This window comes from Flavobacterium granuli (genome assembly GCF_900129705.1).
In the GTDB taxonomy this organism is placed as follows: Bacteria; Bacteroidota; Bacteroidia; order Flavobacteriales; family Flavobacteriaceae; genus Flavobacterium; species Flavobacterium granuli.
This window is the reverse complement of record NZ_FQWO01000019.1, coordinates 1-15,797: the sequence shown is the minus strand read 5'-3', so window position 1 is coordinate 15,797 and position 15,797 is coordinate 1. Positions and strand designations below refer to the sequence as shown.

At 34.5% G+C, this 15,797-nt stretch carries 16 protein-coding genes; 3 read left to right on the top strand and 13 right to left on the bottom strand.

Annotated elements, in window-relative coordinates:
* Positions 1–294 precede the first annotated feature (294 nt).
* The 10 genes from BUB25_RS16155 to BUB25_RS16110 form a co-directional block, all read right to left on the bottom strand.
* The gene (locus BUB25_RS16155) at positions 295–945 is read right to left on the bottom strand and encodes a hypothetical protein (RefSeq protein ID WP_072946173.1); all 651 of its coding nucleotides are present in this window, start codon (positions 943–945) and stop codon (positions 295–297) included.
* Between the two features lie 210 nt (positions 946–1,155).
* Positions 1,156–1,923: a KilA-N domain-containing protein gene (locus tag BUB25_RS16150; protein ID WP_449403992.1), complete on the bottom strand. Its 768-nt coding sequence runs from the start codon at positions 1,921–1,923 to the stop codon at positions 1,156–1,158.
* Positions 1,924–2,253: 330 nt separating this feature from the next.
* The gene (locus BUB25_RS16145) at positions 2,254–2,763 is read right to left on the bottom strand and encodes an Imm63 family immunity protein (RefSeq protein ID WP_072946171.1); all 510 of its coding nucleotides are present in this window, start codon (positions 2,761–2,763) and stop codon (positions 2,254–2,256) included.
* 524 nt (positions 2,764–3,287) lie between these two features.
* Positions 3,288–3,728, bottom strand: a complete 441-nt coding sequence (locus BUB25_RS16140; RefSeq protein ID WP_072946170.1) for a VOC family protein — start codon at positions 3,726–3,728, stop codon at positions 3,288–3,290.
* Between the two features lie 17 nt (positions 3,729–3,745).
* Positions 3,746–4,183: a hypothetical protein gene (locus BUB25_RS16135; protein ID WP_072946168.1), complete on the bottom strand. Its 438-nt coding sequence runs from the start codon at positions 4,181–4,183 to the stop codon at positions 3,746–3,748.
* Between the two features lie 9 nt (positions 4,184–4,192).
* Positions 4,193–4,564: a VOC family protein gene (locus tag BUB25_RS16130; RefSeq protein WP_072946166.1), complete on the bottom strand. Its 372-nt coding sequence runs from the start codon at positions 4,562–4,564 to the stop codon at positions 4,193–4,195.
* Between the two features lie 5 nt (positions 4,565–4,569).
* Positions 4,570–5,109: an SRPBCC family protein gene (locus BUB25_RS16125; RefSeq protein ID WP_072946164.1), complete on the bottom strand. Its 540-nt coding sequence runs from the start codon at positions 5,107–5,109 to the stop codon at positions 4,570–4,572.
* 39 nt (positions 5,110–5,148) lie between these two features.
* A complete protein-coding gene (locus BUB25_RS16120) occupies positions 5,149–5,700 on the bottom strand; it encodes a DUF4287 domain-containing protein (RefSeq protein ID WP_072946162.1) in 552 nt (183 codons plus the stop codon).
* Positions 5,701–6,263: 563 nt separating this feature from the next.
* Positions 6,264–6,746: a carboxypeptidase regulatory-like domain-containing protein gene (locus BUB25_RS16115; protein WP_072946161.1), complete on the bottom strand. Its 483-nt coding sequence runs from the start codon at positions 6,744–6,746 to the stop codon at positions 6,264–6,266.
* A 767-nt stretch (positions 6,747–7,513) separates the two neighbouring features.
* Positions 7,514–8,188 (bottom strand): SLATT domain-containing protein, encoded by a 675-nt coding sequence (locus BUB25_RS16110; RefSeq protein WP_072946159.1) that lies wholly within the window; start codon positions 8,186–8,188, stop codon positions 7,514–7,516.
* 783 nt (positions 8,189–8,971) lie between these two features.
* Between BUB25_RS16110 and ltrA the strand changes: the two genes are divergently transcribed.
* Both ltrA and BUB25_RS16100 read left to right on the top strand, forming a co-directional pair.
* Complete coding sequence (gene ltrA / locus BUB25_RS16105) at positions 8,972–10,267, top strand: group II intron reverse transcriptase/maturase (RefSeq protein ID WP_072946157.1); 1,296 nt, start codon at positions 8,972–8,974, stop codon at positions 10,265–10,267.
* Between the two features lie 254 nt (positions 10,268–10,521).
* Positions 10,522–11,670 (top strand): IS110 family RNA-guided transposase, encoded by a 1,149-nt coding sequence (locus BUB25_RS16100; protein WP_072946155.1) that lies wholly within the window; start codon positions 10,522–10,524, stop codon positions 11,668–11,670.
* A gap of 133 nt (positions 11,671–11,803) precedes the next feature.
* Here the strand turns inward: BUB25_RS16100 and BUB25_RS16095 are convergent, their stop codons facing one another.
* Both BUB25_RS16095 and BUB25_RS16090 read right to left on the bottom strand, forming a co-directional pair.
* Positions 11,804–12,409: a hypothetical protein gene (locus tag BUB25_RS16095; RefSeq protein WP_072946153.1), complete on the bottom strand. Its 606-nt coding sequence runs from the start codon at positions 12,407–12,409 to the stop codon at positions 11,804–11,806.
* A 736-nt stretch (positions 12,410–13,145) separates the two neighbouring features.
* Entirely contained in the window at positions 13,146–14,069 is a 924-nt protein-coding gene (locus BUB25_RS16090; protein ID WP_084089672.1) for a ClpXP adapter SpxH family protein, read from the bottom strand.
* Between the two features lie 160 nt (positions 14,070–14,229).
* Between BUB25_RS16090 and BUB25_RS16085 the strand changes: the two genes are divergently transcribed.
* Positions 14,230–14,541 carry a winged helix-turn-helix transcriptional regulator gene (locus tag BUB25_RS16085; RefSeq protein WP_072946150.1) on the top strand — a complete coding sequence of 104 codons (312 nt, stop codon included), beginning with the start codon at positions 14,230–14,232 and terminating at the stop codon, positions 14,539–14,541.
* 357 nt (positions 14,542–14,898) lie between these two features.
* On the opposite strand, the gene BUB25_RS16080 is transcribed toward BUB25_RS16085, so the two are convergent.
* Entirely contained in the window at positions 14,899–15,636 is a 738-nt protein-coding gene (locus BUB25_RS16080; RefSeq protein ID WP_072946149.1) for an abortive infection system antitoxin AbiGi family protein, read from the bottom strand.
* Positions 15,637–15,797: the final 161 nt, after the last annotated feature.

Sequence of the window (15,797 nt, the reverse complement as noted above, 5' to 3'; positions counted from 1 at the left end):
AAAAAAGTACTACCTTAAAAGGCTTTATTTGCATTGTAGAATAGGACAATTTGAAGATTTCAATAGGAAAAAGAGGTTTTTTCACAGCCTGACGTCCCAGCGCTACAAGCAGTTTGGGACAAATTAAGTCCATTCTTCGGATTTGCCACTCGAGCGGTAGCGAACAGGCGAAGCAAATCTTCCAAATACTACCCGAGGCTGAAAGCCGAACCGGCCGGAGGCAAACCAACTTCCCATTAAGCCCAATGCCCAAATCACTAGTAGCAAGTGTTAGCGGATGCCAGAAAATGCGGTTTAATTCAGAATTTTAATTGTCAGCCAAAATACAAGAAATATTGCGCCAATTATTAAAATTCGATTTCCCTGTTTTCTGTCATTTTCTGAATAAGCATAAATTCGGTTTCCATTTGGTAACGTTTTTTTATAAGTTAGTAAATGCCAACCGATAAAAATCCCCAATAATCCGCCCAAAAATGCAGTTATATATCCTAAAATTATATAATTTTTTTGGCCTTCTTCAGGTTTTGATAATTCTACAATTCGTTGTTGTTTATTTTTTTCAATTTCTTCGGGCGTAATTTCTTTGCCTTTTTCTTTAAGTAGTTTTTTAGCAAGTGAAACGTCAAATTTATTCCATTCGTCACTTTTTGAAACTACGTCAATTAATTCATCGTCGGAAAAACTAAACAAATAATAATCTTTATCAATGTCATGAATTTCGTTTTCCGATTTATCAGCTAATATTTTATTGGCTTTTTCAAAATCACTTTTCTTGAGTTTTATACAATATTCTTTCCCAAAACCATTGTTAGCAAAAGTTGGGTCGAAACTCAAAGAATTGTCTTCTAACAAAAATTCAATGTTTTGTTCAGCTATTAATTCGCCTAATTCTTTTGCTGAATTTTGATCATTAAATTTTTCAAATGTTATAAATTCTTCTTTCATATATATTTCTGTTTTCCGGACTGGTAACCGCTAACATCAGTAAGTCCGATAGCTATCGGACTAAAAACCTCTAAACGAACTGATTTTTGTTAATTAGAAAGTAAATATAAGGTATTTAAAACAACAATTATTCCTCTTTTTGATAGGCATTCGTGATGGAAACACCCTAAAACCGACCTCCGATGGCATATAGTCGCTGATGGTTTCCATTTACTTGAGTTTGTTTAAAGAATTGCTGCTGAATAATGATTTCATTTGGCTAATAGCAAGGGAATTTAATTTTTGTAATCTTTCGGGTTGGCTAATTCCTTGTTGAATTAGCATGGCATTGATGCTTTCGAGATTAGACAGAACCACCAATTGTTCGATGGAAGCTTCGTCTCTGATGTTTCCTTTTTGGGATGGATTTACTTCACGCCATTGCTTAGCCGTTTTTCCAAACAAAGCAGTATTCAAGACATCGGCTTCGTCAGCATAGACAAAATTTCTCTGAGCCGGTGCAATTGTTTTCGGGATCAAGTTTTCTTTAATGGCGTCGGTATGAATTCTATAATTAATTTTGGAAATGGTTCTCTGTAAGTTCCATTCGAGTTTTTTGGTATTACTTTCTTCTTCTTTAAGACGTTGGAATTCTTTAACTAAATAAATTTTAAATTCGGCACTAATCCACATTCCAAATTCAAAAGCAATATCCTGATGGGCATAAGTTCCGCCATATCTGCCTGATGTAGCTTTGATACCAATAGCATTTGTTTTTTCAACCCATTCTTTCACGCTGAGTTTATAGTTGTTTAATCCTGCCTGACTTTTAATTATGGCAAATTCGCCATAATTAAAATCCGGATTATGGATTCGTTCCCAAATTCCCAAATATTCAATAGTATTTCTGTTTCTTAACCAATCAGAAATGAAGAAGTCACCATCTTTTGCTTTTAACATATCAGTTATAGAAATAAAATCCAGACTGTTAGACTGAATTATTGTAATTTCTTTTCCCTATACATTTATTTTTTTATTCTTAGCCATACTTACTCTTTTAATTTTAGCTTTCTAAATCCATCGAATTCGATGGGATTAAAAATTGTTGTTTTTCTGAACAATTTTCTTAATCTCAGGAAAATGGTTTTATATTAAAATCATACTTCGAAATAATTACCGTTTTCCTGAAGTTAACAAGTAAATATATAATGATTTAAACTACAGTTACTTCTCTTTAAAGACTAACTCCGGTTCCGTTCTCCGCCGCGGCGGATCATTGTTTGTGCTGCGCACGCAACGAAAGCTTAGCTATTATAGGGCGTTTTTCTTTTAGTTTTTAGGATATTTCGCATATGCCAATTTATCAATTTCTGTTTCGCTTAGTCCTTGTTTTCTTAGTTGTCCGCAGTAAGTTGCTCTTAATCCAGCCAAGTCGTCAAAAGGATGTCTTTTTAAAATACTTTGATGTTCTGTATTTTCTTTTAGACGCCAATTCTCATTAAGCTGTCCAAGTAGCTCTTCTTGTTTTTCAAACATTATCCGCCTACAATCCTTATCTTCAATTCTATTTTTCAGTTCAAAGTCAGAAGCCATAGAAAATGTTACACTTGTAAAAATCCAGTATAGTAAATCGTCCAACTTGTCAGTTGTTCTTCGTTCAAGTTCTTCCCCACGTTCTATAATTACATAATGTAAACGTCCAAAATTGTCTATTTCAATATGTGGATAGGCAAAATCTTTGGAATGCCCGTAGGTTGGCAATAAGTCAGTTGTTGTATTTATTATTTCTGCTAATTCATTAACTTTTTTCTTTATGTCGTCAAGTGAGTATTTTATCATTTCAACTGTCTGTATTTTTTGTAGTTTCGTTCTTCCAAAATGCCCTATAACTTTTATATACTCGCTACATATTAGCGACTATACGCCTAATTTGGGTTAGATAGTCGCTATTTCATAACGTATTTATTTCAAATATATAGATAATATTTTTATTACAAATAATCAAAGATTCTTTTTATTTGTTACAGGTCATTCGTACTTACATTGATTTACATTTCACTAATTCTACTACTACTAATTCCTGATTATAGCTTTAGAACAACTGCTAGTAATTCGAGGTCAGGAGACCTCGAATAGCGGGGGGTGTAAGTGAAATACAAGCAAAACTACCAACTTCTCTAAAAACCGCTTTCTATGACTTGAAAATCGACTTTTTAAGGCTTTTTATTTTTACAAACTACAACCTAAAACCAAAAATAAACCTCGCTTAAATGTGCTTAAACGAGGTTCTTTTTTATGAATATTTTTTATGTTTTAATTTTCAAGATAGTTGTGCAACAGCTACCGCTGTTGGGCGTTCGTTTTTATTTTTCGCCTTGATGTGTTTCCAAATTAATCATCCAATTGATGCCAAATTTATCGGTAAACATACCAAAATATGCACCCCAAAAAGTGTCTGCCATAGGCATTGTTACTTGTCCACCTTCTGAAAGACCCTTGAATAATTTGTCTGCTTCTTCTTTGCTTTCGGGATTTATAGAAACTGAAAAATTGTTTCCTTGTACAAATGCAGGTGCCCATTCTCCCACGCTGTCGCTTCCCATCAAAATGGTAGGGCCTATTGGTAAACCAACGTGCATAATTTTGTTATTGTCTGCATCACTCATCGGTGGCATTCCTTCTTGTGGTGGCATTTCTCCAAATCGTCCTATGTAGGTGAATTCTCCACCAAATACTGATTTGTAAAAGTTAAATGCGTGTTCGCAATTTCCGTTAAAGTTTAAGTAAGTGTTGACTGTTGCCATAATTTTTTATTATTAATTTATTGTTCTGATAATTGTTTAATAATTTCTAATGCTTGAGGAAAAGCATTATTCATACTATTTTCCCAAGGTTCGAGTGTGTCAACTTTTGCAGTAAGAGTTACTGAGTTTTCATTTTGAACAAGCTGATAGGTTTCCAAATATTGATGATTATCGTTTTCTGCTTTGAAGGAACTTTTCTCGCCATTCATTATCATTCCAAGATGCTCAAAAGCAACAAAATAATTGGGTTTTAATGAACTGATTTTACTTAACATTCCATCTCCAGTTGGTGATAAAAATTTTATTTCATTACCTTCTGTAAATGATTCTGTTTCATAATAACAGCCTTCTGTAAAAGGTTTTGTCCATTCTGTGTAAGATTCTTTATCCCAAAGTGTTTTCCATATTTTTTCAGGATTTGAATTGATATTAATATTAAAAATTAGTGTTTTCATATTACCTATTTATCTATGTTGGTCAATTAAAATATTGTTTCCGTCTGGGTCAGTCAATGTAATGTGAGCTGGTCCATTTGTATTTGTGTCAGCTTCTGCAGTTAATACAATACCACATTTTTTTAAGTGTTCTTGGATAATTCTTACATCGTCAAATTCTTCCACATTTTGTGCGTTCTCGTCCCATCCTGGATTAAAGGTAATAATGTTGTTGTCAAACATTCCTTCAAAAAGACCGATAATTGCGTTTCCATTTTTCAATATGAGCCACTTTTGGTTGATATCGCCACCCAAATCTGAAAATCCTAAATTTTCGTAAAATGCTTTTGATTTTTGAATGTCTTTTACGGTAAGACTGATTGAAAATGCTCCTAATTTCATAATTTTTATTTTTCTAATTCACTTTTTAATTTTGTAAGTCCTGATTGCAAATCATCTCCAATCATTTTTTCAAAATCCATAAAAAGCAACATTAAATTCATCGGGTAATCCATATGACCGCTGAAACCCCATTTTACTTTTGTTTGATTTTCTGATACCATTTCGGTACTCATAAATGCAGGTTCGGTGGCTTCAAAAGGTTTAATGAAACGAAGTTCAAAGTCAATTCTTTCTCCTTCTGTAATTTTTTTGATTTCTTGCTCTCCCCATCCAACTTCTTCATTGTCACTTTCCCAATGTGAAACAAAGCCAACGGTTCCGTCTGTGCCTTTATAAGTCTTTTTTATATTTGGGTCAATGGTTGCCCATTTACTAAAATTGTCTTGGTTTCTTAGCAATTTGATGTACTCAAAAACTTCTGTTTTGGGTTTGTTGATTACAATTTCTTTTTCAACTGCGTAATCCTTTTTTACAAATAAGGCTACAACTAATGGAATGGCAATTAAAATGCCTACAACAATTAAAATCTTTTTTAAAATTCTCATATTCAATATAGTTTAAGTTTGTGAAATTACATTTTTTATTTATCCAGCGTTTTCGTAAGCTGTTTTTATCCAGTTTAGTATTTCATTGTCAATTTCGTTGATGTCAGCAATTTTAATTTTATGCGAACACATTGAATTCGGTTTTTCTGCTTCTAATTTTTCGGTTGGTTCTTGTCCTTTTAAGTTGATGCCAATTTCAAAACGTGTTTTGGTAGCTGGATTTAAGATTGCGAACTGTTTTTTTCTTCGCAAACTTACATAAGCGTTTTTGGGTGCAACTTCAATATCGTTTCCAAAGGTCAGAATTTCAGTAATTAATTTGTCATAAATAGGTTTGAAATGTTCTTTTCCTTGATATTGGCTAATTATCAAATCATCGGTATTGTTGGCAGAACCCGCATCAGTTTCCTTTGCTTTGTGTGCTACAAGATTTGCAAATCCGTGTGTGAACCCATGTTGTTCTTTAAGGAATTTGATGATTTCTCCGTGTTTTTCAAAATTTTCTTTTTTCACAATTTCAATCCATTGTTCCAAAGTTTTACCTGTGTTTTTGTACACGTTATCAATCATTGTTTGTGTTGCTTTGTCCATTTGTTTTTTGTTTTAAGCACGGTTGTAAAATGACGCCCAATCGAGTCACGCAAGGGAATTTCACCCCTGCGTTCTCACAGAACCGTAGGTGAAAGTCTCCCTTCATAGGGCTCTTCATGTTAATAAATCACACTAAATTTAATTCAATTTATGGATATACTAACAACCAATGTGCAAATAAAATAGGTTTTTCTTTATACTTTGTTTTTAAGTATCAAACAGATGCCTTTTTATACAAACTCTTTTCCCATTTTACCCATTTAAGTAATCGCGCATTGAGCTGATTCCATATAAAACTCTCTTTTATCTTGATTGTCAATCCCTAAAAGGAATTTGTATTGTGTCCAATTCAATTGTGTCCAATTCAATTGTGTCCGTACTATGGACACGATTGGAAAATTTGTAAAAAGTAAAATACGAAAGTAATCCTCATGTTGAAACGCCCATTAAGCTCCCAAAAGCTGATAACGACGGGTTCCGTTCAACAGCGACTTCTTGCTGGGGCTTGCAGACCGCATGAAGTCTTGCTTATTAGCTGTAGTTTTTATTTTCAAGTTCTGTTTTCAATTCAGTTTTGTGTTTCTGTTTTCTTTTAGACTTTTCAAAGTAATGATTGGCTTAAATAATACTTTTTCACAAGCGTAACAATTTTCAATTCTGTATTGTTCAAAATCACCAAACTTTGTTTTATAGAATTCATATCCACTTTTTTCGATTTCGAATTCCGCGTAACAGTAGCCAATTGGCAAATCTAATGGAGTATGAAACCAATCTATTTTTGATTTTTCATAAAACTTGAAGTTTCCATTTTTGTCAGTTTTGACACTTTCAGTTCTTAAATCTCTTGATTCATTTGAGCCAATTTTCTCATTTATGTAATACTCTTTTTCAATTCTGTAAACTGTTGCATTGATAACAGGCTTATTATTTTCGTCAATTACCTTTCCTTCAACATTTGCCTCATAGATTACTTTCTGGGGATGAATGAAAATTCCAATTATTAAAATTAGAAGGATTAAAAAGAAAATTTTGGTTGATTTTTTCATTTTTTGTGTCGTTCAGATAAAATAACGGCTAACTAGTATATAGGTCTGATAAAATCAGACCTATCACCCCACATTTAGAGAGATAGGTCTGACAACGGTCATACCTTATGTTTTATCAAATATATAAATAATTTATTACAAATCATCAACTGAGCTTTTTATTCACTGCAGGCTTTTCGTACTTACATGGGTGTAAATTTCGGTGGTTTTGTTGTTAGTAATCCTCGTTATGGACCATAAAAAAAGAGGCGCAATAGCCTCTTAAAATTCTTCTTACTCATTTATAATAGACCCCATAAGGGATGGCTTGACATACATATTAGAACGAGTAGGGGATAGCAGCTATTTTTACTTTTTTCCTTGATGAAAAAAGTAACAAAAAAATCAAGCCTGAATATTTTTGTCCTGAAAATCTTCGGGGAGGATTTCCCTATCGCGACCCCAGCCGCTCGTGTTGCACACTCGACTCGGGGGTCACTCCCATCGGCCAACGCTCAAATCCTTGCCCTGATTTTATAGGATAAAAATATAAGGGCGGGGTAAACCTAAAATCCTAAGCAACTTTTATTTCTCACAACCTTAACCACCCCACAAAAAAAAAGAGGCACAATAGCCTCTTGAAATTCTTCTTACTCATTTATCGTAAACCCCATAAGGGATGGATGCAGAGCGGTTTATCTCACAATTTTATATTTTTGGATGTGTTCGATGAATATTATTTCGTTTAACACAGCTTTCATTGTTCGTGCTGCGCTTGCAACGAAATTCTAGCTGTTAGGGCACGTTAATATTATTCCTAAAATTAATATTGGTGGTATAATAATCATAACTGAATACCAGCCATAAATTTCCCATAAGTATCTCCGTTTTACTTTTTTAATATTTTCTGGTGTTACTTTTTCGGGTGCTACCTTTTCAAAATAGTTTACATTATTAATTTGAAACATATCGTAATCAATCGGTGAATGATTTTGATAATTCCTCAATACTGTCTGATATTTTTCAGATAAATTTTTACCGAAAGCATACACTTCGTATTCGGATGGTTTGCTCTTGAGAGTTTTAAACATTCTTAAATCATTATATAATACCGATAATTCAAGACCACAATCGTGGAATATTCGAGCATTCAATTTGTAATCTTGCGCATTTTCAAACTGACTTACCACCAATACTAAAATCGATAATGCTGTTATTATATAGTTTATAACATTTTCACTATTTCCAGTATTTATATTATAAACAGAAATTAAACTTGCAATAATTAAATATGCCGATAGAAAAGCCAAGCTTATATTTGAAAATTTTGCTTTTGTTTTTAGGCGTTTGTCGGCATTAAATCTTGATGCTTTTGTAGACCAAATTTTATAATTCAATTCCTCCAGAAAGCTTTTTTCTAAATATTGTTTTGGTCCCGTGAATTGATTTGCTTTTTCGGTCATTCCGGTTGTTTTGTTATAATGCGCCTTAACGGTCTTGTATATGAAACGTAGCGTGTAAAAAGACGCTGACTCTTCGGATTACACACGAGCCGAATTTTTAAATTTTTCTTTTTTTCTTTATTTTACTAAAAGCCAAATTTAAAAATTTGACGGTCTTCGCAAATACACACAAACCTCTCGGAAAGCCTGTAATAGCTATGTTTTATATACGTTGTGTGTGCCCTGCATGAGCAGGACACACGCTGTAAGCTCGATTAAAAATTGAAAAATACAAATTTCAGTTTAGAAAACAAATCTTACAGCGTGTTATTTTTCCAGAGGGTGTAAGTCCCTTTATGAGCGGATTGAAAACCCGAATCATTAGTACGTCGCAAGGTGGTTTACCGTGAGGTATGCACTGAAGGAAGCGAACCGACAAAAGCCTGTACCGACGAACAGAAATTGTATAAGAGGCATATCAATAAGGATGAGTATCCACAGCAATACGAAGTCCAAAACAGTGTTCTGAACATGCTAACAAATCAGATTATTGTTATGTAGATACAACGGGAATAGGCGGAAGGAAAGAGCTCTTACCAGGGGAGGTCTTGGCAACCACGAGTTGGTTAGGTCAAGAAGTCAGCAGAAGTCATAGTACTTGAGGCAACGAGTTGCGAATAGACACCGCACAGGTCTCACAAACAAGGAAGGACAGAACGCAAAGAGGTTCTTAATTTTCAACGGAATCCGCCAAGGCGGATAGCCCTGAAAAACAAGGACAGGTTAAATGATTAAAGCAACAAAATGATTGAACGAGTAGTAAATCCTTACAATCTGCAAAAAGCTTTAGAGCAGGTGATTTTTAACAAAGGAAGCGCAGGCGTTGACGGCATAAAAACCAGTCAGCTCAAAACGCTATATCCTCAAATAAAACCCCAATTGCTTGAAGCCATCAGACAAGGCAACTACCAAACACAACCCATTTTAGGGGTGGAGATTCCCAAAGGCAACGGCAAAACCCGACTTTTGGGCGTCCCTACCACCACCGACCGAGTGTTGCAACAAGCCGTTTCGCAGATTATCGCACCGCTATTTGAACCCGAATTCAGCAACAACAGTTTTGGATTTCGTCCTAACAAAAATGCCCGACAAGCCGTTGGGCAAGCACGGGATTATATCCATCAAGGACTGAATTACATTGTGGATACCGACCTCAAGAATTTCTTTGACGAAGTAGACCATTGTTTACTGCTGAATTTAGTGTACCAAAAAGTAAAATGCAAAACTACGATGCGTCTGATACGAAAATGGTTACGAGTACCGATACGAATCAATTGCAAACTGCAAAAACGCATCAAAGGAGTTCCGCAAGGAAGTCCTTTAAGTCCGTTATTGTCCAATATCTTGCTCAATGAGTTGGATAAAGAAATGACAAGGCGAAAACTGAAATTCGTTCGCTATGCCGATGATTTTAGTGTCTATTGCAAGTCCGAAAATCAGGCGAAAGCTACCGCAAAAGTGATTGCGAAATTCTTAAAAACGAAGTTACAACTAACCATCAACGAGGAGAAAAGCGGGATTAGACGTCCTGTTCACTTCACGATTTTAGGATTTGGTTTTGTGCCAACGTACAAGAAAGGAAGCAAAAACGACTATCAATTGGTGGTGGCAGAAAAGGCTTGGAAGAAACTCAAAGAACGGCTCAAAAGCATTAGCCGAAAAACCGCTCCAGTCAAACTAGAAGAGCGTATTGCCAAGATAAAAGAAGTGCAACGAGGATGGTTAAACTATTTTCGGGGAACGAGTATTATGGGTAAATTACGTGATTTAGACGGCTGGCTGCGCAACCGACTTCGATATTGCATTTGGCACGACTGGAAAAAACCCGAAAGGAAGAGAAAGAATCTCATTCGACTTGGCGTTGACCAAGGCCACGCCTATGCTTTTAGTCGCACTCGCAAAGGCGGTTGGGCAATTGCGCAGAGTCCGATTTTGAGCACTACCATTACCTTGAAACGCCTAAAACAACGTGGCTATCAATCATTGACAGATGTTTACATCGAATTGAACCCATCTCTTTGCGAACCGCCGAGTACGTGACCCGTACGCTCGGTGGTGTGAGAGGCGCACTCCGTTCCTTTGGGGCGGAGCCGTCTACTCATATCTTTGGGATTAATATAAATCTAAGGTTGATTAATATCTTTGTGAGTAAATGAAAACTAAGGTTGGCTCTAGACAGGTCTACTAAACACGTATTTACGATGTTGTAATCGAGGAATATCCAACTTTAGTTTCTTCTTTCAAAGTTTGAACAGTACTTAAAGATATTAGTTAGCCCTAATAATCTTGAATAAATGATGAGTAAAAACAAAGAAGAAGAATTCATTTTAAACTATGTTTCACTAAAAAAAACAGTTATGGTAAAGTTAATGAAGTATGCAGTTGGCATTGATGTTTCCAAGGACAAATTTGATGTGTGTTTTTGTGAAATTGATACCATTCAGCAGATTAATATTAAATCAAGTGAAAGGTTTTCCAATGCGGATAAAAAGTTTAGAGAATTTGATTTATGGCTTAGGAAGAATCAAAAAGAAAAAATTCCCTTGATTTTAATAATGGAGGCCACTGGTGTTTATTATGAGAAAATAGCTCTGTATCTCTATAAAAAGGGTTACTCGGTATCAGTTGTACTTCCAACAAAAGCAAAGAAGTATATGCAAGCATTGGGTTTAAAATCAAAAAATGACAAGATTGACGCAAAGGGCCTTGCTCGAATGGCTGCTGAGCAGAAACATGATCTTTGGCAACCTATGGGTGATTATTTTTACAAGTTACGCCAATTAACCAGACATCATGAACAACTTCAACAATCGAAAACACATTTTGCAAATCAAATACATGCTCTTGAACATGGTTTTTTTCAGGTAAAAGAAGTTGTTAGCCATCAACGGAAAATGATTTCGTTGATTGAAAAACAAATAGTAGAGACCTTAAAGTTTATTAAAGCGCATATCTATAGTAGTGAAGAAGTGAAACAAAAAGTAGATAATATTTGTCTGGTCAAAGGGATTGGTTTATTGACAGTAGCAACAATAATAGGGGAAACAAATGGATTTGAAATGTTTGAAAATATTAGACAACTGGTAAGCTATTCGGGATATGATGTAGTAGAAAATCAATCGGGAAAACATTTTGGAAGAACTAAAATTTCTAAAAAAGGCAACGCCCATGTCAGACGAATATTACACATGCCTTCCTTCACAGTAGTGCGATATGATCAAAAACCTTTTGCTGATTTATTTGAAAGGGTTTATGAAAGGACAAATATTAAAATGAAGGGATATGTTGCTGTTCAGAAAAAAATGTTAATCTACATCTATACGCTTTGGAAAAATAATCAGCCTTATCAGCCTCGAGTGAATAATATTTCCGGTAATGATGAGTCTAAGTCTCCCTTTCTGCTTGTTTCCGAAGGAAACATTATAGATTCCAAAAAGAAATAGTCCCGGAAAAAACCAGGACTATACTAGATGAACTTCCGTGCAAAGAGTCGCCTGAAGTCCTCTTTCTGCTAGACTAAAATTACGAAAATTTATTTGTTTTTTAAGACAGTACCTCGATTAGCCGACGTATTTTTTATTCCATTCGGATATATTTATATTCCATGTTGCCACAAACTATTTCAGTCCGACTATTTTCAGATTCCTCGCCAGTCATATATTGTTGCAAAACTTTCTTTTCCTCATTATAGTAAAAATTCCAAAGCGTTTTATCTGAAAAAACAAAGTCAAAAGGTAAATCTCCCATATCTCTATGTTTTGTAAAAACGGATTTTTCAGATTTAGTTAAAGTCATTTCATTTGTTTTGATATTCAAGTTGTAAAAGGAAAATTTGTCTAATTCAATTATCAACAATTTTTTTATATCAGTTTCCTTTTCTTTTTCAAATCCCCAATTAGAACCGCTTTCATATAATATCCATTTTCCAACGATTTTTTTTCGGATATTTTGCTGAGCAAATGGAAGAATTGAGTCAGCTTTTTTTAAAGCGATGATGCTCAAATCGTTATTTTTATACTTGTGAACAAAGTAAAAATCATTATATGCACTTTCGAATTGATTATTTTTCATAGCTTCAGTAGCTTTCAGGTATCTTTTTTCCTGATAACCTTCTTGGCCATATTCTTGAGCGAAAATTTGTGAGAAAATAAAAATAAAAATAAAAATAAATAGTCTTTTCATATACGTTTTTTCTGCGGTTGTGACAATATGTCGGCTAACTAGTATATAGATCTGATAAAATCATACCTATCACCCCACATTTAGAGAGATAGGTCTGACAACGGTCAGATCTTATGTCTTATCAAATATATAAATATTTTATTACAAATAATCAAAGGATCTTTTTATTTGTTGCAGGCTTTTCATAATTATAGGAATGTATATTTCAGTAGTTTTACTGCTAGTAATCATGATTATAGAGCATAATAAAAGAGGCGCAAAGGCCTCTTGAAATTCTTCTTAATCATGTATCGTAAACCCTATAAGGGATGGCTTGACATACATATTAGAACGAGTAGGGGATAGCAGTTATTTTTACTTTTTTCCTTGATAAAAAAAGTAACAAAAAAATCAAGCCTCAATATTTTTATACTGAAAATCTTCGGACGGTTTTTTCTATCGCGACCCCAGCCGCTCGTGTTGCACACTCGACTCGGGGGTCACTCCCATCGGCCAACGCTCAAATCCTTGCCCTGATTTTATAGGATAAAAATATAAGGGCGGCTTAAAAAACAATTACACCCTCATTTTCGGCTTCCGCCGCGGCGGAAAGGGGTAAATCGAAAATCCCACTCACCATTCACTTCTCACTTCTCACGACTTCTGGTTCCGTTCAACAGGAATTTCATTACTTCGTCCGTTCGTCCCGATAATTATCGGGACTCGGGTATTGGCTTTTCAACCCCAATTTGGGCTATTAGCGGCCGGTATTTTTCAAAGTCCAAATTGCACCGTTTTTTGTTGTCAGTTTTTCTAATTTTCCGTTAGTGGTTAAATCATCTAAATATTTTTCACATTCGTTTCGTGTTATTCCTGTCAGTACCGAAAATTCTTTTGCTGTCAATGAATGATATTTAGAAAATACCGAATTCCAAGACTTTTCATAGTTTGTTTTGCTAGCAGTAGGAAACAGCTTTATCAAAGCATTTTCAAAGGTGTCATAGGGTTTTGAACCATAAACCATTTCTTTATTTCCTGTTGTGTCTGTAAAAAATATTGTCGGAAAACCTCTTACGCCCAATTCTCTACCCAATTTTAAATCTTCTTCAAAAAGTTCTTTTGCCTTTCCTTCGTAATCGGCTTTGAACCTAACAAGGTCAAGGCCAACTTTCTTTCCTGCAAATTCTAAATGTTCCCATTTTGTGATATTCTTTTTTTGAAGAAAAACCATTTCTCGTATTTCACGAAGAAACAAAATTGCTTTTTCATTGTCTTGCATTTGTGCTGCTTTAAATGCAATTGATGGAGGATAAGAAGAAGATAAAGGGTCTTCTAACCAAACATTTCCGTCTATTGGCATATCGTAATAAACACTTACTTCATCCCAATGGATTGCTACGTCAGAAGGTTTGCTAATTCCACCACTATTGTAACCCCAATTAGGAAGTAAACCACCCATTCTGTATTCAACTTCAATATTGTTTCCATATTCCAATTTGAGTTTTCGTAGTTGTGGTTCAATACCCCAACAAGAAGAACAGATGGGGTCGGTGTAATAAATTATTTTTACAGCTTTCTTGTTGGCTTTGACCAAACTGCTGTCTGTCGAACTTGTTGGCTTAGTTGATATTTCGCAAATACCACTTTCAGGGTCACACATTAAAGGATTGTTATTTTCCATTTTCTTTTTGGTTTGAGCTTGGCAACTTATAGTGCCAAAAGTGAACATTGTAAATAAAATAAGATAAGTTAGTTTCATTTTTTTAAGTGTCTTACACCAATTGTTTATCTTTGTACAAAGTTGAAGACTTAATTTCAACTACGCAATAAGTCAGAAAATCATGACTACTAAAAAAGAAATTATTGAAAATGAAACTTGTCCTGCACAAGGGCTTTTGAAGTTGCTGTCTGGCAAATGGAAACCTGAAATTTTTCGTTTGGCTGTCGAAGCTCCATTGCGTTTTAGCAGTTTATTGCGCCAAATTGAAGGTTCTAATAAGCAAACTTTGTCGGTTGCTTTAAGGGAATTAGAAGAAGTTAGTTTACTGGAAAAAATTGTCATTAAGCAAAAGCCTTTGCATATTGAATATAATCTTACCGAAAAAGGGAAGTCGTTAATAGCTGTCTTTAAGCAGTTAGAAATTCTGGGGTAGTGCCGGGGGGTACGAGCCACTAACGTCAGTCTCTGAAAACCTCCGTTACATTATCCTCAAATATAACAAAATACCTTTATAAAAAGAAGATTATTCTTATTTTTAAGAAGGCAACACATCACAGGAATACCGCGCAATCAGATGATCTTTTCCAGTTTAAAAGACCTAAGAAGCCCATAAAAAAACTCCGAATTATGATTCAGAGTTTGATTTATAAGAAGTAAAATACGAAAGCAATCCCCATAAGTTGAAACGCCCATTAAGCTCCCAAAAGTTGATAACGACGGGTTTCGTTCAACAGCGACTCCTTGCTGGGTCTTGCAGACCGCATGAAGTCTTGCTTATTGGCGGTAGTTATTAATAATCCGCAATAATTTGCTCGGTTGAACATATTTTGCTGAATAAAATATCTAATTCTTTTGCAGTGCATTTTTCTGAATATTCTGTTCTTAATACATTTATCATCTTTGGAATTTCGGATGTATGCTCAACTATAATATAAGAAATGTCGTTACTTTTAAAAGTAAATCTACAATCAGAAATTTTTTCGTTGTATGTTTCTTTTGATTTATTGTAAGAGGCTAAATCTAATGAAAAAGTGGCATTGTTCATTTTTGAAGATTCGGGAACTAATCGCCATTCACGTTCATCATAGTATTTGTAATTTGATATGTCAACGGACTTTCTTTTTAAGTGGCCTGAATAGTTTTTTGCATATGCTTTAATTTTTAATATATTCCTTGCCTGACTAGATGTTAAATTAGTGTCCTTTTTTCTTCTTTCTTTAATTAGCTCATGCAAGCTTTTTGCAAAAAGCGAATTGGAATCAATATACAAAACTGGATTAACTCCATTTTTTACAGCCCAATTTTTTGTCAGCCCAATTCCATATTTACCATAAGCATTAAAATGCTGTTTAGAGTCAGAGAGAGGGATATCACAAAATGAAATCATTGGATGTGCAGCGTTAGATGTACCATCATCAAGTTTTAGTATTTCTGCACAATATTTAATTTTAAAGCCTTCTTTTAGAATTAATGCTAAAATATTGAAACTATCCGTATAATGAATAATTGAATTTGTACTTATTGCCATTTTTTTATTTCTATAATGCGATTTACATTAATATTCTTTTGTTAGATTAAGTAGCGAATTACCGCTAACGTCAGTCTGTGAAAAAACCTCCGCTTTATTACAAACAAATATAGCCAAATAGTTGTATAAAAACAGGATTTTTCTTATTTTTAAGAATGCAA

Excerpts from the sequence above, each read along its gene's own strand:
- BUB25_RS16155 (WP_072946173.1), bottom strand. The coding sequence starts at position 945 with ATGAAAGAAGAATTTATAACATTTGAAAAATTTAATGATCAAAATTCA.
- BUB25_RS16145 (WP_072946171.1), bottom strand. The coding sequence starts at position 2,763 with ATGATAAAATACTCACTTGACGACATAAAGAAAAAAGTTAATGAATTA.
- BUB25_RS16140 (WP_072946170.1), bottom strand. The coding sequence starts at position 3,728 with ATGGCAACAGTCAACACTTACTTAAACTTTAACGGAAATTGCGAACAC.
- BUB25_RS16135 (WP_072946168.1), bottom strand. The coding sequence starts at position 4,183 with ATGAAAACACTAATTTTTAATATTAATATCAATTCAAATCCTGAAAAA.
- BUB25_RS16130 (WP_072946166.1), bottom strand. The coding sequence starts at position 4,564 with ATGAAATTAGGAGCATTTTCAATCAGTCTTACCGTAAAAGACATTCAA.
- BUB25_RS16125 (WP_072946164.1), bottom strand. The coding sequence starts at position 5,109 with ATGAGAATTTTAAAAAAGATTTTAATTGTTGTAGGCATTTTAATTGCC.
- BUB25_RS16120 (WP_072946162.1), bottom strand. The coding sequence starts at position 5,700 with ATGGACAAAGCAACACAAACAATGATTGATAACGTGTACAAAAACACA.
- BUB25_RS16115 (WP_072946161.1), bottom strand. The coding sequence starts at position 6,746 with ATGAAAAAATCAACCAAAATTTTCTTTTTAATCCTTCTAATTTTAATA.
- BUB25_RS16110 (WP_072946159.1), bottom strand. The coding sequence starts at position 8,188 with ATGACCGAAAAAGCAAATCAATTCACGGGACCAAAACAATATTTAGAA.
- ltrA (WP_072946157.1), top strand. The coding sequence starts at position 8,972 with ATGATTGAACGAGTAGTAAATCCTTACAATCTGCAAAAAGCTTTAGAG.
- BUB25_RS16100 (WP_072946155.1), top strand. The coding sequence starts at position 10,522 with ATGATGAGTAAAAACAAAGAAGAAGAATTCATTTTAAACTATGTTTCA.
- BUB25_RS16095 (WP_072946153.1), bottom strand. The coding sequence starts at position 12,409 with ATGAAAAGACTATTTATTTTTATTTTTATTTTTATTTTCTCACAAATT.
- BUB25_RS16090 (WP_084089672.1), bottom strand. The coding sequence starts at position 14,069 with ATGGAAAATAACAATCCTTTAATGTGTGACCCTGAAAGTGGTATTTGC.
- BUB25_RS16085 (WP_072946150.1), top strand. The coding sequence starts at position 14,230 with ATGACTACTAAAAAAGAAATTATTGAAAATGAAACTTGTCCTGCACAA.
- BUB25_RS16080 (WP_072946149.1), bottom strand. The coding sequence starts at position 15,636 with ATGGCAATAAGTACAAATTCAATTATTCATTATACGGATAGTTTCAAT.